General features: G+C 64.6%; 16 protein-coding genes. 10 read left to right on the top strand and 6 right to left on the bottom strand.

Going from position 1 to position 19355, the window contains the following annotated elements:
* The first annotated feature begins 157 nt into the window (after positions 1–157).
* Positions 158–520, top strand: coding sequence for a DUF3817 domain-containing protein (locus tag QRN54_RS22860; protein WP_003945330.1), 363 nt, complete (start codon positions 158–160; stop codon positions 518–520).
* A gap of 105 nt (positions 521–625) precedes the next feature.
* Entirely contained in the window at positions 626–1522 is an 897-nt protein-coding gene (locus QRN54_RS22865) for a tetratricopeptide repeat protein (RefSeq protein ID WP_030537899.1), read from the top strand.
* A gap of 18 nt (positions 1523–1540) precedes the next feature.
* On the opposite strand, the gene QRN54_RS22870 is transcribed toward QRN54_RS22865, so the two are convergent.
* The 3 genes from QRN54_RS22870 to QRN54_RS22880 are packed head-to-tail and all read right to left on the bottom strand — an operon-like array spanning position 1541 to position 7214.
* The gene (locus QRN54_RS22870; RefSeq protein ID WP_042446171.1) at positions 1541–2989 is read right to left on the bottom strand and encodes a neutral zinc metallopeptidase; all 1449 of its coding nucleotides are present in this window, start codon (positions 2987–2989) and stop codon (positions 1541–1543) included.
* Entirely contained in the window at positions 2989–5190 is a 2202-nt protein-coding gene (gene glgB, locus QRN54_RS22875) for a 1,4-alpha-glucan branching protein GlgB (protein WP_003945366.1), read from the bottom strand. The genes QRN54_RS22870 and glgB overlap by 1 nt, the downstream gene beginning before the upstream one ends.
* Entirely contained in the window at positions 5190–7214 is a 2025-nt protein-coding gene (locus QRN54_RS22880) for an alpha-1,4-glucan--maltose-1-phosphate maltosyltransferase (RefSeq protein WP_234552673.1), read from the bottom strand. Before QRN54_RS22880 ends, glgB begins: the two co-directional genes overlap by 1 nt.
* Positions 7215–7390: 176 nt before the next feature.
* Between QRN54_RS22880 and glgP the strand changes: the two genes are divergently transcribed.
* Positions 7391–9991 carry an alpha-glucan family phosphorylase gene (glgP, locus tag QRN54_RS22885; RefSeq protein WP_217017436.1) on the top strand — a complete coding sequence of 867 codons (2601 nt, stop codon included), beginning with the start codon at positions 7391–7393 and terminating at the stop codon, positions 9989–9991.
* Between the two features lie 68 nt (positions 9992–10059).
* Here the strand turns inward: glgP and QRN54_RS22890 are convergent, their stop codons facing one another.
* From QRN54_RS22890 to QRN54_RS22900, 3 genes are read right to left on the bottom strand one after another with little or no spacing between them, the layout of a single operon-like run.
* Positions 10060–12108, bottom strand: coding sequence for an ATP-dependent DNA helicase (locus QRN54_RS22890; protein ID WP_058038870.1), 2049 nt, complete (start codon positions 12106–12108; stop codon positions 10060–10062).
* 9 nt (positions 12109–12117) lie between these two features.
* Entirely contained in the window at positions 12118–12765 is a 648-nt protein-coding gene (locus QRN54_RS22895; RefSeq protein WP_042925786.1) for a nicotinamidase, read from the bottom strand.
* A complete protein-coding gene (locus tag QRN54_RS22900) occupies positions 12762–14102 on the bottom strand; it encodes a nicotinate phosphoribosyltransferase (RefSeq protein ID WP_030537905.1) in 1341 nt (446 codons plus the stop codon). The genes QRN54_RS22895 and QRN54_RS22900 overlap by 4 nt, the downstream gene beginning before the upstream one ends.
* A 121-nt stretch (positions 14103–14223) precedes the next feature.
* Between QRN54_RS22900 and clpS the strand changes: the two genes are divergently transcribed.
* The 7 genes from clpS to rdgB all read left to right on the top strand — a co-directional run bounded on the left by clpS (position 14224) and on the right by rdgB (position 19304).
* Entirely contained in the window at positions 14224–14535 is a 312-nt protein-coding gene (clpS, locus tag QRN54_RS22905; protein ID WP_029255695.1) for an ATP-dependent Clp protease adapter ClpS, read from the top strand.
* 56 nt (positions 14536–14591) lie between these two features.
* Positions 14592–15182, top strand: coding sequence for an oxidative stress transcriptional regulator AosR (gene aosR, locus QRN54_RS22910; RefSeq protein ID WP_042925785.1), 591 nt, complete (start codon positions 14592–14594; stop codon positions 15180–15182).
* Positions 15179–16246: a P1 family peptidase gene (locus tag QRN54_RS22915; RefSeq protein WP_064689272.1), complete on the top strand. Its 1068-nt coding sequence runs from the start codon at positions 15179–15181 to the stop codon at positions 16244–16246. Before aosR ends, QRN54_RS22915 begins: the two co-directional genes overlap by 4 nt.
* A gap of 92 nt (positions 16247–16338) precedes the next feature.
* The gene (locus QRN54_RS22920) at positions 16339–16998 is read left to right on the top strand and encodes a rhomboid family intramembrane serine protease (protein ID WP_285183115.1); all 660 of its coding nucleotides are present in this window, start codon (positions 16339–16341) and stop codon (positions 16996–16998) included.
* A gap of 97 nt (positions 16999–17095) precedes the next feature.
* Positions 17096–17854, top strand: a complete 759-nt coding sequence (locus QRN54_RS22925) for a cyclic nucleotide-degrading phosphodiesterase (RefSeq protein WP_007733274.1) — start codon at positions 17096–17098, stop codon at positions 17852–17854.
* Between the two features lie 52 nt (positions 17855–17906).
* Positions 17907–18692, top strand: coding sequence for a ribonuclease PH (gene rph, locus QRN54_RS22930; RefSeq protein WP_003945332.1), 786 nt, complete (start codon positions 17907–17909; stop codon positions 18690–18692).
* Between the two features lie 3 nt (positions 18693–18695).
* Positions 18696–19304 carry an RdgB/HAM1 family non-canonical purine NTP pyrophosphatase gene (gene rdgB / locus QRN54_RS22935; protein WP_285183116.1) on the top strand — a complete coding sequence of 203 codons (609 nt, stop codon included), beginning with the start codon at positions 18696–18698 and terminating at the stop codon, positions 19302–19304.
* Positions 19305–19355: the final 51 nt, after the last annotated feature.

Below are 19355 nucleotides of genomic sequence, written 5' to 3' on the forward strand. Positions count from 1 at the left end.
CTCTGCGGCGGCGGCGGACAAGGCGACGCACTCATCGTCCGCGTCCCCAAGGCGTGAGTGTCTAAATACACCTGAACGAGCGCTCTCGCTCTGCGACGCCCCGTGGTTTTCCTCACACAACTACGGGGCGTCGTAGTTGTTCGGGCACAATGGCCTCATGGCGAACATCTTTGACGTATCCACTCCCGCGAAACGCTTCCGTCTGGTGGCGTGGTGGGAAGCTGTGACCTGGGCGGCCTTGCTGGTTGCCATGTTCTTCAAGTGGGTCCTCGGACACGAAGAAGCGATTCGCATCCCCGGAATGGTCCACGGAACCGCCGGCTTCCTGGTGTTCATCGTTGTTGCACTCCTGACCGCGTGGTCGCTCAAGTGGGACGTCAAGACCACGATCCTTGCGCTGATCTCGAGCGTTCCGCCCTTCGGCACCGTCATCTTCGAACGCTGGGCAGTGCGAAACGGCAAGCTCGGTGAGCTGTCCACGGAGTTCGAGGCGTCCAAGGGCAACGCGGCGCTCGTCTGAGTGCTGCATCCCTCTACGTAGCTTCTCGCAACTCGTGACAAACTGGGAGCCGTGACTCGACCAGGTTCCAGGCCCCCCGCGCGTTCGTCCGCAGTTGCTGCCGCCATGAGCGGCGCAGTCGACTTGTCCGCCTTCAAAGAGCGGGCCACGGCCCCACCACCGCCGCGTAACACCAGCGGCGACGGGGCCGTTTCTGCTGTCTCCGGGGCAGTGATCGAGGTGACCGAGGAGAACTTCGAAAGCGAAGTCCTGCTGAAGTCGAGCCAGGTGCCGGTGATCGTCAACATCGGTGGCCGCGCATACGAGCCCTCGGTCGTATTCACCGAAGTTCTCGAATCATTTGCAGCGCGAGCCGGCGGCAAGTGGATTCTTGCCAACGTCGACGTCGACGTGAGCCCTCGTATCGCGCAGGCATTCGGTGTCCAGTCGGTTCCGACGGTTGTTGCTGTCGCGGCTGGTCAGCCGTTGGCCGATTTTCAGGGCGCTCAGCCAGAGGCGCAGCTCAGCCAGTGGTTCGACGCAGTCCTCCAAGCTGTCGAGGGCAAGTTGAGTGGGCCGGTCTCCGACGCGGACGAACCGGTGGAGGAGGTCGAGGATCCTCGCTTCGTGGCCGCTGAAACCGCGCTGGACGAGGGCGATCTCGACGCCGCCATCGCTGCGTACCAGGAAATTCTCGACGCCGAACCCAACAATGCGGAGGCCAAGAGCGCTGTCCGCCAGGTGAAGTTCATGGCTCGGGTTCAGGGTGTCGATCCCGAGTCGATTGCGGCCGCGGATGCTGATCCGTCCGATCTCGAACTGCAGTTCGCTGCGGCCGACCTGGAAATGTTCGCCCAGCAACCCGAGGCGTCGTTCGCCCGCTTGATCTCGGTGGTCTCGCGAACTGCCGGCGACGACAAGGCTGCCGCTCGGACGCGCCTGCTCGAACTGTTCGAACTGTTCGACCCGGCAGAACCGATCGTCATCGCGGCCCGTCGTAAGTTGGCTTCCGCTCTCTACTGACGTGTGGACCGGCAGTCGCTACTCCGTGTAGCGGCTGTCGCACACTTCCCGGCCACCGAGAACGCCGGTCCGGAACGCGTCGACACGTGCGAACCCGCTCGGGACCGTCTCACCGTTGACGTCACTGGCAGCCAGGCCGTCGGTCAGCAGCCCCGATACAGCTTCGTCGAGGTCGCCGGGGGAGAGTGTGACCTGTGCTCCGGACGCCGCGGCGTTGGTGGGACTGAGTGCTGCGGTGATGACACCGGACAAGCAGGCCGCGCGCAGGGCAGTCTGCGGAGTGTCGAGCGATTGGCCGTTCTCCTTCTGCATCGCGAGGGTGTACCTCGACGCGAGCAGGACATAGGCGTTGTAGTCACCGGTGATGTTGGTCTGGATTAACTCGCGTCGCCCGACGCGACCCGGCGTGCCGCGCTCGGCAAGGTCGTCGACGCTGATTCCGATGGTGTTCGTCGACGGGCAGTACGAGACGGGTTCGGTCGCAACGGCATCGCTGCACCCGGTGTCTGCGCCGGTGAACACGACCTTCGGTGGCTGCGGTAGATCGAAGATCGCTTGGAAGGTCTTCACGAACTCGTCGAGAGTTGCCTCGGTGACGGGCAGTTCTCCGGAATCGTTGCCCTCGGCGAACTGCTGCGGGAGGTCTGCACGTCGTGACTCGATTTCGTCGGCGTCCATCTTCGCGCACGCACCGGCGCCGTCGGTGAAGCCGATCTGAGTGGCGGTGACGCGCTCGAACGCCGAACCATGGTGGCTCTCAGGATCATTAGGGTCTTCGTCGCGGATGGCGACCGCCGACGCCAACACCTTGTTGAGTCCGTCGGAGGTGTTCATCGTGAAGTGCGCGGCCTTGTCCTCGGCGACGTGCCGCAAGAAGGCGCCACCGAAACAGTCGGCTTGCTGTTCGCGCACCAGGGCTGCGTCTCGTTTACCGCCGACGATCCCGGCCTTGCGTTGAACGGCATGGCCGTACTCGTGCGCAAAGATGAACGCGACGGCCACGTCACCGAACTTCTCCCGCACCTCGGGCAGCAGCAATTCACGATCCCAACCGATGGTGTGATCGATGCTGCAGTACCCGGCGTTGATGAGTTCTTCGGTGGTCTCCTCACAGAAGTCCGGGCCGTTCGATTCGGTGGGGTCCCACGAGATCAGCTCGTCGACCGGTTCGAAGGGCTTGTCGAACAGAGCCGGGTACTCGGCGGCCCAGTAGGTTTCGATGTCTGTGATGGCGTTGGCTGCCAGCGCGTCGATGTCCCCGCCGTCGGTGCCGGTGATTGCTCGGTCGGCGTTGGGGGCTCCCGGACGCAACCCACTTGGTCCTGCCGTTGCGTCGAGTCCGGCGACGCGGAAGGGATCGTGATAAATCGAGACGGCGTGGCCACTCGTTCCCTGGGCACAACCGGCGAGCAGTGCGGCCACTGCCAACAGTGACGACGTGACAATGACTACTCGCCGGCCGACCATCAACGCTCCAGACTTATCCAAATCGCTCCAGCAGCTGGCAGCGCCACCTGTGCGGAGGCTGGCCGACCGTGCCACGAATGCGACGTTGCTGTGACCGCTCCGAGGTTCCCGACTCCGGAGCCGCCGTACACCTCGGCATCGGTGTTGAGAATTTCCACCCATCGGCCGGGCTCTGGTAGCCCGACGCGGTAGCTCGAGTGCTCACTGCCCGAGAAGTTGAACAGGCAGGCGACAATCGAACCGTCAGTACCGTAACGCAGAAAACTGAGGACGTTGTTCTCGGTGTCGTTGGCGTCGATCCAGGAGTATCCACCGGGCGAGGTGTCGAGGGTCCACATGGCCGGATGACGTCGGTACGCGGAGTTGAGATCGCCGACCAGTCGCTGGACGCCGCGATGGAGAGTGCCGGTGTACTGATCGTCGAGCTGCCACCAGTCGAGGCCGCGTTCTTCCGACCATTCCGCACTCTGACCGAATTCCTGTCCCATGAACAGCAGTTGCTTGCCTGGATGCGCCCACATGTATGCAAGCAGTGAGCGCAGGCCGGACGCCTTGGCGAAGTCGTTCCCGGGCATCCGGGTCCATAGAGTTCCTTTGCCGTGCACCACTTCGTCATGGCTGATCGGTAGCAGGTAGTTCTCACTCCACGCGTACATCAGTGAGAACGTGATCTCGTGATGGTGGTAGGTCCGGTGTACCGGGTCGTGACCGAGGAACCCGAGGGTGTCGTGCATCCACCCCATGTTCCACTTCATGTTGAATCCGAGGCCGCCGACATTGGTCGCCCGAGTGACTCCGGGCCACGCCGTCGACTCCTCGGCGACGGTGACGACTCCTCGATGGTTCTTGTGGACGGTGGCGTTCATCTCCTGCAGGAACGCAACGGCTTCGAGATTCTCGCGGCCGCCGTGAATGTTGGGAGTCCATCCACCTTCCGGGCGTGAGTAATCCAGGTACAGCATCGATGCGACGGCGTCGACGCGCAGTCCGTCGATGTGGAACTCCTCGAGCCAGAAGAGCGCGTTGGCGACGAGGAAGTTTCGGACCTCGCGGCGACCGAAGTCGAATACGTATGTGCCCCAGTCCAACTGCTCGCCGCGACGCGGATCGGCGTGCTCGTACAGGGGAGTTCCGTCGAAACGAGCCAGGGCCCACTCGTCTTTGGGGAAGTGTGCAGGCACCCAGTCGACGATGACACCTATCCCTGCGGCGTGCAGGTGGTCGACGAACCAGCGGAAGTCGTCCGGGGTGCCGAAGCGGGAGGTCGGTGCGTAGTACGAGGTGACCTGGTATCCCCACGATCCACCGAACGGATGCTCGGAGACGGGCAGCAGTTCGACGTGGGTGAATCCGGTTTCGGTGACGTAGACGGCGAGTTGCTCGGCCATCTGCCGGTAGTCGAGTCCCGGACGCCACGATCCGAGGTGCACCTCGTACACGCTCATCGGGGACTGCGAAGGATCGACACCGGCGCGGGTTTCGAGCCAGGCCGCGTCGTTCCACTCATGCGAACTGGTGGTCACTCGCGACGCCGTCGCCGGCGGGACCTCGGTACCGAATGCCATGGGATCGGCCTTGTCGCGAACGGAGCCGTCGTGGCCGTGGACCCGGAACTTGTACAGCGAACCGACTGCGATGTCGGGCAGGAAGAGTTCCCAGACCCCAGTGGATCCGAGGACTCGCATGGGGGCGAATTGCCCACTCCACCCGTCGAAGTCGCCGACGACGGTCACGCCGCGGGCGGCCGGAGCCCAGACGGCGAACGAGGTGCCGTCGACGGGGCCGTCCGGTGTCTCGTAAGAACGCGGATGTGCACCGAGGATGTCCCACAGTCGTTCGTGCCGACCTTCGCCGAACAGGTGTAGGTCGAGTTCACCGAGAGTAGGCAGGAACCGGTAAGGGTCGGCTGCGAGAACCGTGTGTCCACCCGGGTACGTCACGGAATAGCGATAGTCGATCAGGTCGGGGTAGGGGACCAGAGCCGCGAAGATTCCGTTCGAAACATGTTCGAGAGGAAAGTTTTTGCCGCCGATGACGGCACTGACGGACTCGGCGTTGGGACGCAACGCTCGCAGAACGGTGCCGTCGGCGTGGGGATGGGCGCCGAGGACACTGTGCGGATCGTGATGTTCACCGCGCGCCAACAGCTCCAGATCGTGATTGTCCGGTGCGATACCCGAAGGGAACTTCTCGGTTGACATCACTTGCCTCCACCTGCGCGGTGCGCATTGCGTGCTTGGTAGGCCAGAGAGATCCGGGCCGGATACGGAACGGGTGGGAGCGCGAGGATGTGCGCCACCGAACGCCAGGGCTCGAGGCGGACGAAATTGGCTTGGCCCCAATTGAACTGCTCACCGGTTACCTCGTCGAGCACGGTCATGTGGTCGTGCCATTCGCGTCCGAGCGCCGGCATGTCCAACCAGACGGTGCCCTCTTCTGCAGCGAACGGGTTGAGGTTGATCACCGTCAGGACGGCGTCACCGGTCGAGGCGTCGAACTTCGAGTAGGCGATCAACGCGTCGTTGTCGATGTGGTGAAAGTGCAGGTTCCGCAACTGTTGCAGGGCCGGATGTGCACGCCGGATGCGGTTGAGCGCGGTGATCCACGGCTCGAGAGACTCGCCTCGCGCTGCTGCTTCGGCGAAACGGCGCGGCCGAAGTTCGTATTTCTCGGAGTCGAGGTATTCCTCGCTGCCGGGGCGAACGGCTTGGTGTTCGTAGAGTTCGTAACCGGAGTAGACGCCCCACGTCGGCGCCAGGGTGGCGGCGAGAGCTGCTCGTAGAGCGAACATTCCGGGCCCACCGTGCTGGAGGGACTCGTGCAGGATGTCCGGCGTGTTCACGAAGAGGTTCGGTCGGGCTTCGTCGGCCTTCGCCGCCAGCTCGTTACCGAATTCGGTGAGTTCCCACTTCGCAACTCGCCAGGTGAAGTACGTGTACGACTGCGTGAACCCGCGCCGGGCAAGGCCGTACATGCGCGCCGGACGAGTGAATGCCTCGGCGAGGAACAGGACGTCGGGGTCGGTCTTCTTGACCTCAGAGATGAGCGTCTCCCAGAAGTTCGGCGGCTTGGTGTGTGGGTTGTCGACCCGGAAGATCTTGACTCCGGCACTGATCCAGTGTCGGACGACTCGCAGGATTTCCTTGTCCAGACCGCGAGGATCGGTGTCGAAGTTGATCGGGTAGATGTCCTGATACTTCTTGGGCGGGTTCTCGGCGTAGGCGATGGTGCCGTCGGGAAGGACGTTGAACCACTCCGGATGCTTCTTGGCCCATGGATGATCCGGGGCGCACTGCAGCGCGAGATCCAGTGCCACTTCGAGATCGAGCTTGCGGGCCGCAGCGACGAAGGCCCTGAAGTCCTTGAGCGTGCCGAGTTGCGGGTGAACAGCGTCGTGCCCGCCGTCGACCGAGCCGATGGCCCACGGCGAGCCGACGTCACCGGGTTCGGGAGTGAGAGTGTTGTTGCGTCCCTTGCGGTTGATCTCGCCGATGGGATGGATCGGCGGAAGGTAGACGACGTCGAAACCCATTGCGGCGATGCGGGGTAGGTCTTCGGCCGAGGTTCGGAAAGTACCGTGTTGCGGCACCCCGTTCTCGTCCCAACCGCCCGTCGAGCGGGGGAAGAACTCGTACCACGATCCGAACAGTGCACGGTTGCGATCGACGACGACGGGGTGGGACTCGCCCTTGGTGACCAGTTCACGGAGCGGAGTGGCGCGGAGCAGTTCGGCGACGTCGGAGGCGAAGGCCGGCGCGACGCGAGCAGTCAGCGCCTGATCGCTGCGCAGCGACGCCGTGACGGCCTCGAGCCTGGACCTGTTGCCCCGCGGTACCTCGTGCGCGGCCTGTTCGAACAGGCGCGCACCGATTTCCAGGTCGTTGGCCAACTCGGCCGCCCCTTGCCCGACGGCGAGTTTCGCTTCCACGGCGTGCTTCCAGGTGGCGATGGGATCGCTCCACGCCTCGATCCGGAACGACCACATACCTTCGGCGGACGGCGTGAACACCGCGTCGACGGTGTCCGGTTCGGTCCCGGGGTCCATCGGAATGCGCAGCGGCTTGGTACCGCGCGGACCACGCACGACAAGAGTGGCGGAAATGGCGTCGTGGCCTTCTCGCCACACCGTGGCGTGCACTGGGAAGACTTCACCGACCACGGCCTTTGCCGGATAGTTACCCGAGATCTCGGGTACCACGTCGTCGATACCGAGGCGTCCTGACACGGGAAGCTCCATTTCTGATGATGGATCGCGGTAAAACGTTCTTTCGCCGGGTTCAACCGTAGTGGGTGCGGCGCCGGAGTGCTGATAACGACGAATTCGGGTCTGTCGGTGGTCAGGTCGGCTCGGCGTTCGGTTCCACCGGACAGAGTGCAAGGAACTCGACTAGGGTTCGCGGGGTGAAAGCCTTGCGTCGGTTCACTGTCCGAGCCCACCTTCCGGAGCGCCTTGCCGCGCTCGGCCCCCTGTCCACCAACCTTCGGTGGTCGTGGCATCCCGAGACACAGGATCTGTTCTCGCGACTCGACCCCGAACTCTGGCAAGCAGTCCAGTTCGATCCGGTCCGCATGCTCGGGGAAGTCGACCCCACCCGTCTCGACGAACTCAGCAGTGACGAGGCATTTCTCGGTGACCTCGACACTGCAGCAGCTGATCTCGACGCTTATCTGAGCACCCCGCGTTGGTATCAGTCCCAGCAGGCCAAGGGCGCATCGTCAGCCGGCGGAATTGCGTACTTCTCCATGGAGTTCGGAGTCAGCGAAGTTCTGCCCAACTACTCCGGTGGATTGGGCATCCTGGCGGGCGATCACCTCAAGGCCGCGTCCGACCTCGGGCTGCCGCTCATCGGCGTCGGACTGCTCTACCGATCCGGCTACTTCCGCCAGTCGCTGACCGCCGACGGTTGGCAGGCCGAGCACTACCCGCCGCACGACCCTCAAGGGTTGCCTCTTCGTTTGCTGACGGACGCAGGCCCGGCTTCCGAAGACGGATCGCCGGTCGTCATTCACGTCGCCATGCCCGGTGGCCGGGTGCTGCGTGCGCGAGTGTGGATCGCTCAGGTCGGACGAGTGCCGTTGCTGCTGCTCGATTCCGACATCGCCGAGAACGACGCGGATCTGCGCGGCGTCACGGACCGTCTCTACGGCGGGGACCAGGATCACCGCATCAAGCAGGAGATCCTCGCGGGTATCGGCGGCGTCCGCGCGGTGCGCGCCTACACCGCGGCGTACGGATTGCCCGATCCCGAGGTGTTCCACATGAACGAGGGGCATGCCGGATTCCTCGGCATCGAACGGATTCGGGAACTTGTCACCACCAGCGGTCTGGACTTCGATTCGGCTCTGGCCGCGGTCCGTGCCGGAACGGTCTTCACGACGCACACTCCGGTTCCCGCCGGAATCGACCGCTTCCCGGCGGATCTGGTCCGTCACTACTTCGGCGGAGCGAACGGCGAGAACGAATCGAGTTTGCTTCCCGGCCTGACCGTCGACCGCATCGTCGGGATGGGGCGTGAAGCCGATCCGTCGATCTTCAACATGGCGCACATGGGTCTTCGCCTGGGCCAGCGAGCCAACGGCGTCTCGAAGTTGCACGGCATCGTCAGCCGCGACATGTTCAACGGTCTCTGGCCGGGCTTCGACGCCGACGAGGTGCCGATCGGTTCGGTCACCAACGGTGTTCACGCGCCGACGTGGGCGGCGCCGGAGTGGATGGACGTGGCCAGGCGGATCGTCGGTCAGGAGCAACTCGAAGAAGCACGCGGGTGGGAGCGCCTGCACGAGTTGTCGGCAACCGAACTGTGGGAAACACGTAATGCGTTGCGCGGCAAGTTGGTCGACGAAGTTCGTCGTCGCGTCCGAGCGTCCTGGCTCGAACGCGGCGCGACCGAGGCCGAACTCGGCTGGACCACTGGAGTATTCGATCCCAACGTCTTGACAGTCGGATTCGCGAGGCGCGTTCCGACGTACAAGCGGTTGACGCTGATGCTGCGTGATCCCGAGCGTCTGCGTGCGATGTTGCTTGACGAGAAACGTCCGGTGCAGTTGGTGGTGGCCGGCAAGTCGCACCCCGCCGACGACGGCGGTAAGGCACTCATCCAGCAGGTCGTGCGGTTCGCCGACGAAGCGGATGTGCGTCACCGCATCGTCTTCCTGCCTGATTACGACATGTCGATGGCCCGCTACTTGTACTGGGGCTGCGACGTGTGGCTCAACAACCCGCTTCGCCCACTCGAGGCGTGCGGTACTTCCGGCATGAAATCCGCGCTCAACGGCGGCCTCAACCTCTCCATTCGCGACGGATGGTGGGACGAGATGTACGACGGCGAGAACGGGTGGGCCATTCCGACGGCCGACGGTGTTCTCGACGACGTGCGGCGTGACGATCTGGAAGCCAGCGCCCTCTACGAACTTCTCGAGCACGCGGTACTGCCGACGTTCTACGACCGTGATGCAGCCGATCTGCCGACGCGCTGGGTCGAGAGGGTTCGCCACACCCTCGAGAATCTGGGCCCGAAGGTGTTGGCATCACGCATGGTTCGTGACTACGCCGTCGACTACTACGCCCCTTCGGCGGAATCAGCTCGAGCGGTAGTGGCGGACGATTTTGCCGGCGCGCGTGAGGTGGCCGAGTTCCGTCGCCGTATCGAGTCGCAGTGGCCGTCGGTCGCCGTCGAGCAGGTGGACGGTTCCGGCTTGCCGGACACTCCGGAGATCGGTGCGACCATCTCTTTGAAAGCCAAGGTCCGCCTCGGCGGCTTGTCGGTCTCGGATGTGGAGGTTCAGGCAGTCCTGGGACGCGTCAGCCCAGGCGAGGAACTCACCGACGTGGTGACGTTCCCGATGACACATTTCGGAACCGAGGACGGAGCCGAGATCTTCGAAGCCGAGGCTGCGCTTCCGGTCTCCGGCTCCGTGGGTTACACCGTGCGGGTGTTGCCGCATCACCGGTTGTTGGTCGATGCCTCCGAACTCGGGTTGGTGACCACTCCGAGCGTCTGACGTAATACATTCTGCCCCGGTCCGTTCGGTCGGTACCGGGGCAGAATTGTGCCCGCGTGAGAACTGGGTCAGGGACGTGAGTCGCGGATGCGGGTGAGTGCCTTGCGGACGACTTCGGGGTTGGTCGTCTCCCAGAACGGAGGCAGTGATGCGCGAAGGTAACCCGCGTATCTCGCCGTGGCCAGACGCGGATCGAGCACGGCCACCACGCCCTTGTCGTCGGTGCTTCGAAGCAGGCGACCCACGCCCTGTGCCAGGAGCAGCGCCGCGTGATTGGCCGAGACGCTGAGAAAGCCGTTACCGCCATGGGATTCGATAGCCTGCTGGCGAGCCATCAACAGTGGATCGTCCGGGCGCGGGAACGGAATCCGGTCCAATATGACGAGGCTCAGTGACGGACCCGGAACATCGACGCCCTGCCACAGGGACAACGTGCCGAACAGTGACGTGGGTTCGTCCTTGGCGAAGGCCTTGACGAGGGTGCCGGTGGCGTCGTCGCCCTGGCACAGGATGGGGGTGTCGAGGCGTTCACGCATCGCCTCCGAGGCGGCTTTGGCGGCGCGCATCGACGAGAACAGGCCGAGGGTGCGTCCGCCCGCAGCCTCGACGAGTTCGGCGATCTCGTCGAGATAGACCGGGGAGAGGCCGTCGCGGCCGGGCGTGGGCAGGTGGCGGGCAATGTAGATGATGCCGGCCTTTGCATGGTCGAAGGGCGACCCGACGTCGAGTGAGTTCCAGCGGAAAGCCGAAGCGTCAGAAGGTGCTTCGGTGCCGATGGCGGTACCCGAGTCGGGGCGCGCGGACGACTCCGCAGGAAGACCCCAGTTGACGGCGAGACCGTCGAACGATCCGCCGACGGTCAGTGTCGCGGAAGTGAGAACGACGGTGGATTCGGCGAACAGTCGCGAGCGCAGCAATCCGCCGACCGAGAGCGGAGCCATCCGGACGGAGCGCCGCACCGATCCGCGGAACTCGTCCGAGGACAGCCAGACGACGTCCTTGCGCTTGGCCGGGTCGGGTTCGTCGAAAGCGGTGAGAATACGCACGGCACTGTCGTGGACGTCGTCGACGGACGAGAGTGCGGCGTTGCGGGCCGCAGCGGCTTCGGGATCTGCAGCAGCCATTCCCGGTTTGGCCGGACCGATAGCGGTGCGCAGCGACCAGGCCGCGTCGCGGATCGCAGCCAGTGCGGGTGCCGCCCCGTCCGGGAGGCCTTCCCAGCGACCTGGGCGCAATTCCTCGAGGAGTCCAGCCCACCCCTCGCCGGCAGCTTCGAGGCGATCGGCATCCTGCTCTTCGGCGATCTTGCCGCAACGCCGGGCCGCGGCACTGATCGAGGCGGCAGTGAGATCGGCCGTGGCGACGCCGGTGACGCGGTCGACCAACTCGTGGGCCTCGTCGATCACCACGACGTCGTGGTCAGGCAGGATCTGGATGCCGGTGATGGCGTCGATCGCGAGCAGTGCGTGGTTGGTGACCACTACGTCGGCCTTCGACGCCTCGACTCGGGCGCGCTCGGCGAAGCAGTCCTCACCGACCGGGCACTGGTTCTTACCGATGCATTCGCGGGAGGTGACACTGACCTGCCGCCACGCCTGATCGGATACGCCCGGCACCAATTCGTCCCGATCACCGGTTTCGGTGTCTGAGGACCATTCGGTGAGGCGGACGACCTCCCGGCCGAGACGCGAGACCGTGAACGGATCGAACAACTCGTCCTCGGGTGGCTGCTCGGACGCGCCCGTATGGATCTTGTTCATGCACAGGTAGTTGTTGCGGCCCTTGAGGATTGCGAACTCTGCGCGTCGGCCGAGTGGCTTCTTCAGGGCATCGGCGAGTCGAGGCAGATCTCGGTCGACGAGCTGACGCTGCAGCGCGATGGTGGCGGTGGACACGACCACGGTGCGTCCCGATTCGACCGCGTGGCGCAGGCTCGGAACGAGGTAGGCGAGCGACTTACCGGTACCGGTGCCGGCCTGGACGGCCAGATGCTCGCCGGTGTCGATCGAGTGCGCCACGGCGGACGCCATCGTCAGCTGACTGGTTCGTTCGGCACCGCCGAGCGACCGCACCGCTGTCTGGAGCAGTTCGGGAACGTTCGGGAGTTGATCGGCCACCCACGAAGGTTAATGGATCCCTACGTCAGAAACGTCCACGGATGATTCCCGGGGTAGTTCCCCGGCATTCGAGTCTTCTTCCGACGAGGCCTCGTCTCGCCCGATCAGCTGCACTCCCGCCTCCCGCATCTGCACCAATGCCGACTCGATCGTGGCGGTCGACACACCAGCGGTGAAGGGGAGAAGGACAGTCGTGGCGAACCCCGCGCGCGCGGCATCGACGGCCGTGGCCTTGACACAGTGATCCGTGGCAATTCCGATCACGTCGACGTCGGTGATCTCGTGGGCGCGGAGCCAGTCCTCGAGCGTCGTGCCGTCCTCGGCTGCTCCTTCGAAACCGGAGTAGGCCGCGCTGTAGGCGCCCTTGGAGAAGATCGCCGACCCGGCGACGGAAGCGTCGAACGCCGGATGGAACTCGGCGCCGGCTGTCCCGACGACGCAGTGAACCGGCCAGCTGTCGATGAAGTCGGGATTCTCGGAGAAGTGCGCCCCAGGGTCGATGTGGAAATCGCGAGTCGCGACTACGGCGTCGTACTCGTGGGAGTTGACGAAATCGTTGACGGCTCCCGCAACCGCAGCGCCGCCGTCGACCGCGAGAGCGCCACCTTCACAGAAATCGTTCTGAACGTCGACAATTATCAGTGCTTTTGCACTCACTGGTGCTCACCTCCGGTGAATCGAACGGGCACAGCCGAGTCTCCGCGCGAGAGTTTGAGGCCTTCCCACGGCAGGCTCACGAGCCCTGCCTTCAGAACTGCTCTGCTCTCTTCGAGCGTCGGCGCGCTGTCGACGACCTTGCCTTCGCGAACCAGCGGGATCAGCAGTTCGGTCGCGCCGTCCGCCTCGGAGACAGGTGACGGTGATCCGGCGGGGTAGATGACTTCTTCGACGATCGTTCCGGTCGGACGTACTACGCGCAGTGCCTTCTTTGCGCCGCCGCGAGATGCCTTGTTGGTGCTTCTCTTCTCGACCGCGATTCCGTCGACCTCGACAAGTTTGTAGACCATGCCGGCGGTGGGGGCGCCTGATCCGGTGACCAGGGAAGTGCCGACGCCGTACGAGTCGACGGGTTCGGCGCGCAGAGCCGCGATCGCGTACTCGTCCAGGTCGCCGGAGACGACGATGCGTGTTTTGGTAGCACCGAGATCGTCGAGTTGTTGGCGTACCTGACGAGCAAGAACGCCGAGATCGCCGGAGTCGATGCGAACCCCGCCCAGCTCGGGACCGGCAACGGCGACAGCCGTTTTCACACCCTCGGTGATGTCGTAGGTATCGACGAGCAACGTGGTGGATACGCCGAGTGCCGCGACCTGACCGCGGAATGCCGCTGCCTCGTCCGGACCGTCTTCGGTGGTGTGCAGGAGAGTGAAGGCGTGCGCGCTGGTACCTGCACTGGGTACGTCGTGACGCCGCGCGGCTTCGAGGTTGGAGGTGGCGTCGAAGCCGGCGAGATACGCGGCACGTGAAGCGGCGACGGCGGCCTGTTCGTGTGTACGACGCGAGCCCATCTCGATCATCCGTCGACCGCCCGCTGCGCTCACCATGCGGGCAGCGGCCGAAGCGATCGCGCTGTCGTGGTTGAGGATCGAGAGAATCAAGGTTTCGAGGATGACGCACTCGGCGAACGTTCCGCGGACCGAGAGGATCGGTGATCCGGGGAAGTAGAAATCTCCCTCGCGGTAGCCGTCGATGTCACCGGAGAATCGATAGTTGCGCAGCCACTCGACGGTCGTGTCGTCGAGAAATTTTGCAACGATCGCCAGTTCCGGTTCACCGAACCGGAACTGCTCGAGTGCGTCGAGAAGGCGCTCGGTACCGGCGACGACGCCGTAGCGACGACCGTCTGGCAGCCGCCGTGCAAATACCTCGAAACTGCAGTTGCGGAAGGCAGATCCGTCGGCGAGAGCCGCCGAGAGCATGGTCAGTTCGTACTGATCGGTGAGCAGTGCGGTGCTGGCACCGGCGTCGCGGATGTCGGAAATTTGCGTAGGCACGCACACAACTCTATGCGCGAGACGACGTGGGTGGGTGTTGTCGCCTCTCGTCGCGCCGTACCCTGGATACATGGTTTTCGGCGGCGCGACCGTGTCCGGCACTTACTCGGCGAACGTAACGATGAGAGGCGCTACGGCTTCTTCTCCTCAAGCCACGCCCGAGCAGTCGGAGGCTGTTGCGACCATCGAAGCCGCAGATCGGCCCTGGGTGACCATCGTCTGGGACGACCCGGTCAATCTCATGCATTACGTGACTTACGTGTTCCAGAAGTTGTTCGGCTACAGCAAAGCCAAGGCCACCGACCTGATGATGCAGGTCCATTCGGAGGGCAAGGCCGTGGTCTCGAGCGGTTCGCGCGACAAGATGGAGGCCGATGTTCGTCGCCTCCACGCTGCCGGTCTCTGGGCCACGATGCAACGCGACGACACCTGAGAAAAGCACTTTTTCGACCGATTTGTTCGCCTAACTCGTAGACGGGAGTCCGACGCGTGCGGACGTGGAGTAGGAAGAGTTCACTCGGCGGAGTGAAGTTCAAATCCGAGATGGACGGCCACGAGGCGGCGGTTCTGCGCTCGCTCGTGGAGTCGGTGACCGGGCTTCTCGACGAGCGCGCGTCTTCGGCGCCGCAAGACGAGCTCGCCGCGCTGACGGGTCTTCGTACCGGAAATTCGGAGCCGCCCGACAATCCGGTGTTGGCGCGTTTGCTTCCCGACTTCCAGCGCACCGATCCGGACAAGGTCGCTCCGGACAGTGACGATCTCGACGACGCCGGCGCCAATGTCAACGGCGCGCTGCGCAGTTTGCACGAACCCGAGATCATCGACGCCAAGCGTGAGTCCGCTCGCATGTTGTTGGCTTCGCTTCCGGAGGCCGGCGGCAAGGTCGTTCTCACGCAGGAACAGGCCGACGCCTGGCTGTCCTCGCTCAACGACGTCCGTCTCGCGCTCGGAACCAATCTCGGCATCGACGCCGACACCCCGGAGAGCCTCGAACCCGACGACCCGCGAGCCCCGCATCTCGACGTCTATCACTGGTTGACGTGGATGCAGGACTCCCTCGTCCAGGCGCTCATGCCATGACCACAACGCGGACCGGGCCCACTGATTCACTGACAGATGTCGCCGGCCTCGCCGTCGGTCATCACCACAAGCTCGACGAGGGAGCCACTCTCGGAAGCGGCGCAGCCACCGGCTGCACGGTCGTGCTCGCGTCGGCCGGTGTGGTCGCCGGAGTCGACGTCCGGGGCGGCGGTCCGGGTACCCGCGAGACCGATCTGCTCGACCCGAGCCATTCGGTCCAGCAGGTCAATGCCGTGCTGTTGACCGGCGGTAGTGCCTACGGACTTGCCGCGGCCGACGGAGTGATGCGCTGGCTCGAGGAACACGATCACGGGATCGCGATGGGCGCTCCCGGCCAGGTGGTACCGATCGTGCCCGGCGCCGTGATCTTCGATCTGCCGGTGGGGGACTGGACCGTTCGTCCGACCGGCGATTTCGGATTCCTCGCTGCCGACACTGCTTCGCGCGAATTCGCCACCGGCACGGTCGGCGCGGGGGTAGGTGCCAGAGCCGGGGCGCTCAAGGGTGGGGTGGGAACGGCCAGCGTCGTGATCGTCGACGGCCCCGCCGAGGGGGCGACGGTCTCCGCCTTGATCGTGGCGAATCCGGTGGGTTCGGTCTTCGACCCCAGAACAGGCCTGCCGTGGGGCGTCGGCTCGGACGGCGCGGAGTCGTTCGGCCTCAGGCTCCCCGACGCGTCCGAACTCGCGGCGGCCAACGCCGTTGCAGCCAAGGGAACCGTCCTCAACACCACGATCGGTGTGGTCGCCACTGACGCCGCCTTGACGAAAGCCGGGTGCCGACGCGTCGCCGTCGCAGGTCATGACGGCCTGGCCCGAGCGATTCGGCCCGCACATTCGCCGCTCGACGGCGACACGATCTTTGCGCTCGCCACCGGTGATCACACTCCGAATTCGGAGATCACGGTTCCGGACGCTTTCCCGAACGATCTGCCGATACTCGACGCGGTGTGCGCGGCTTCGGCCCGGGTGGTCGAACGTGCGATCGTCACAGCGATTCTCGACGCCACGTCGGTAGCCGGAATCCCGAGCTACCGCGAACTCTTCCCGTCCGCATTTCTCTAGGCAGCACTCCTGGAATCGGCGGTAATCTCGAATTGAGCCTGGTCGCGAGTGACCGGATCAGAAGACCGGATCGACGGTGGAGGACGCACACGATGACGATGGATTTCAACAGTCCGGACTTCGGCACCCGGACGCCGGCACCGAAATCCGGTCCGCCCTCGGTGTGGAAGCAGTCGTCCGTGTTGGTGGGCGGCTTCGCGATCCTGCTCTACGTGATCGAGATCGTGGATGTCATCTCCGGTCAGAATGTCCAGAACGCCGGCGTCACCCCGCGCACGCTCGACGGCCTGTGGGGAATCCTGTTCGCCCCGGTGCTGCACGACGACTGGGGTCATCTGATCGCCAACACCATTCCGGTGCTGATCCTCGGATACCTCGTGCTGGTGTCGGGAATTGCGCGAGGACTCGCGGCGACCGGCATCATCTGGGTGATCGGCGGCGTCGGGACCTGGTTGTTCGCCGGCTCGAACTCGAATCACGTCGGTGCGTCCGTGCTGATCTTCGGCTGGGTCACCTACCTGTTGGTGCGCGGGTTCTTCACGCGGAGCTTCACACAGATCCTGATCGGCGTTGCCGTCTTCGTCGTGTACGGCGGAGTGCTGTGGGGCGTTCTGCCGAGCGATCCACGGGTTTCCTGGCAAGGACATCTGTTCGGAGCGATCGGCGGCGTGGTGGCCGCCTGGGCGCTCACGTCGGGGGAGAGGGCCAAGCGCGCCGGGTCGGCGCCGGCCGTTCGACCACCGAGTTTCTGAACGGACGTGGGTCACACCCTCACTGCGGTGTGACTTCGACGCGCCAAAACCACCAAGAGCTTTTTCCCAGACGGGTAGACGTGGCAGCATGACCGGTATGCGCATGACCGTCCTGGGGTGTTCCGGCAGCGTCACGGGTCCGGATTCACCGGCTTCGGGATACCTGCTCACGGCACCGGGAACTCCGCCGCTCGTGATCGACTTCGGCCCGGGAGTTCTTGGGGCGTTGCAGCGATACGCCGATCCGGGCGAGGTGACGATCCTGCTTTCGCACCTTCATGCGGACCACTGTCTCGACATGCCCGGCCTGCTCGTCTGGCGTCGCTATCACCCCAACCCGCCGGTCGGCCGTGCTCTGGTTTACGGCCCCACCGACACCGCGTGCCGCATCGGAGTGTCCTCCGCCGAGTGCGCCGGCGAGATGGACGACATCTCCGACACCATCGACGTCCGGCTCTGGGCCGAGAACGAGCCGGTGACGTTCGGTGAACTGAGCGTCGTCGCCCGCCGGATGAATCATCCACCCGAGGCTTACGGTTTCCGGATCACCGGCGCCGACGGCCGCGTCCTCGTCTATACAGGCGACACCGGTATGTGCGACAACGTCGTCGAACTCGCGCGTGGTGCAGACGTGTTGCTCTCCGAAGCGTCGTGGACCGACAGTCCGGATCGCCCCGAGGGAGTTCACCTCTCCGGTAAGGAAGCCGGCCGTGTGGCTGCGCTCGCCGGCGTCAAGGAACTTCTCCTCACGCACATCCCGCCGTGGACATCGCGTGAAGACGTGATCGCCGAAGCGAAATCCGAATTCTCCGGACCGGTCCATGCCGTCTCCGCCGGAAGTGTCTACGACATCTGATTCCCCTCACATTCGGTGCAGCGCTCACCGGGCGACCGCTAGGCTCACGAAGGTGACTACACGAGAAGACGGTAGGGCGGACGACGAGCTCCGCACGGTCAAGATCACCCGCGGGTTCACCAGTCACCCGGCCGGATCCGTTCTGGTCGAGTTCGGGAACACTCGCGTCATGTGCACGGCCAGCGTCGAAGAGGGTGTACCCCGCTGGCGCAAGGGCTCCGGCTTGGGTTGGCTGACAGCCGAATACGCGATGCTTCCCGCCGCCACGCACACACGCAGTGGCCGCGAATCGGTCAAGGGCAAGGTCGGCGGCCGCACGCAGGAGATCAGTCGACTCATCGGCCGATCACTTCGAGCGTGCATCGATCTCGCGGCAATCGGTGAGAACACCATCGCCCTCGACTGTGATGTCCTCCAAGCCGACGGTGGCACTCGCACCGCGGCAGTGACGGGGGCATACGTGGCCCTGGTCGACGCCGTGACGTACCTGCGCGCAGCCGACCTGCTATCCGACCCTCAGCCCATCTCGTGTGGCATAGCGGCCGTCAGCGTCGGCGTCGTGGACGGACGAGTGCGCCTCGATCTTCCGTACGAAGAGGATTCGCGTGCCGAGGTAGACATGAATGTCGTGGCCACCGATACCGGCACGCTGGTGGAAATTCAGGGAACCGGTGAGGGCGCCACCTTCCCACGCTCGACGCTGGACAAGCTGCTCGACTCCGCTCTGGCTGGTTGTGAGCAACTTTTCGAGATCCAGCGTCAAGCGTTGGCCGAGCCGTATCCCGGGGTGCTACCCGAACCGAAGAATCCGGAACCCAAGAAGAAGTTCGGTGCCTGAGCTGTGAGCGTACGAGTACTGGTTGCCAGCCGAAATGCCAAGAAACTGAAGGAACTTCACCGGGTGCTCGACGCCGCTGGAGTGAACGGAATCGAATTGGTCGGGCTCGACGAGGTCCCGCCGTTCGCCGAAGCCCCCGAGACCGGAGCGACGTTCGAGGAGAATGCGCTCGCCAAAGCGCGTGACGGAGCAGCTGCAACCGGAATGCCCTGCATCGCAGACGATTCCGGTGTCGAGATCGACGCACTCAACGGTATGCCGGGTGTGCTGTCCGCGCGGTGGTCGGGTACTCACGGAAACGACGGCGCCAACACGGCTCTGGTCCTGGCTCAGCTGGGAGACGTGCCGGACGAGCGTCGAGGCGCGGCATTCGTCTCCGCCTGTGCACTGGTGATCCCCGGCGGCGACGAGACCGTCGTGCGCGGCGAATGGCGCGGGGTGATCGGCCGCGTACCAGCCGGCGACGGCGGCTTCGGATACGACCCCATCTTCCGTCCGGACGGCGACACCCGCTCGGCCGCAGAACTCACCCCGGCCGAGAAGGATGCGGCGTCACATCGAGGGCGCGCGCTCGTACAGCTCGTTCCCGCGCTGGCGGCACTGGCCGGCTGAACCGAATCCGAAAAGTAGAGCCCTGAACGCGTCTGCGTTCAGGGCTCCACT

The organism is Rhodococcus sp. MEB032 (genome assembly GCF_030208925.1).
GTDB classification, from domain to species: domain Bacteria; phylum Actinomycetota; class Actinomycetes; order Mycobacteriales; family Mycobacteriaceae; genus Rhodococcus_F; species Rhodococcus_F qingshengii.

Excerpts from the sequence above, each read along its gene's own strand:
- QRN54_RS22860 (WP_003945330.1), top strand. The coding sequence starts at position 158 with ATGGCGAACATCTTTGACGTATCCACTCCCGCGAAACGCTTCCGTCTG.
- clpS (WP_029255695.1), top strand. The coding sequence starts at position 14,224 with ATGAGAGGCGCTACGGCTTCTTCTCCTCAAGCCACGCCCGAGCAGTCG.
- QRN54_RS22920 (WP_285183115.1), top strand. The coding sequence starts at position 16,339 with ATGACGATGGATTTCAACAGTCCGGACTTCGGCACCCGGACGCCGGCA.
- QRN54_RS22865 (WP_030537899.1), top strand. The coding sequence starts at position 626 with ATGAGCGGCGCAGTCGACTTGTCCGCCTTCAAAGAGCGGGCCACGGCC.
- QRN54_RS22915 (WP_064689272.1), top strand. The coding sequence starts at position 15,179 with ATGACCACAACGCGGACCGGGCCCACTGATTCACTGACAGATGTCGCC.
- QRN54_RS22925 (WP_007733274.1), top strand. The coding sequence starts at position 17,096 with ATGCGCATGACCGTCCTGGGGTGTTCCGGCAGCGTCACGGGTCCGGAT.
- glgB (WP_003945366.1), bottom strand. The coding sequence starts at position 5,190 with ATGTCAACCGAGAAGTTCCCTTCGGGTATCGCACCGGACAATCACGAT.
- QRN54_RS22870 (WP_042446171.1), bottom strand. The coding sequence starts at position 2,989 with ATGGTCGGCCGGCGAGTAGTCATTGTCACGTCGTCACTGTTGGCAGTG.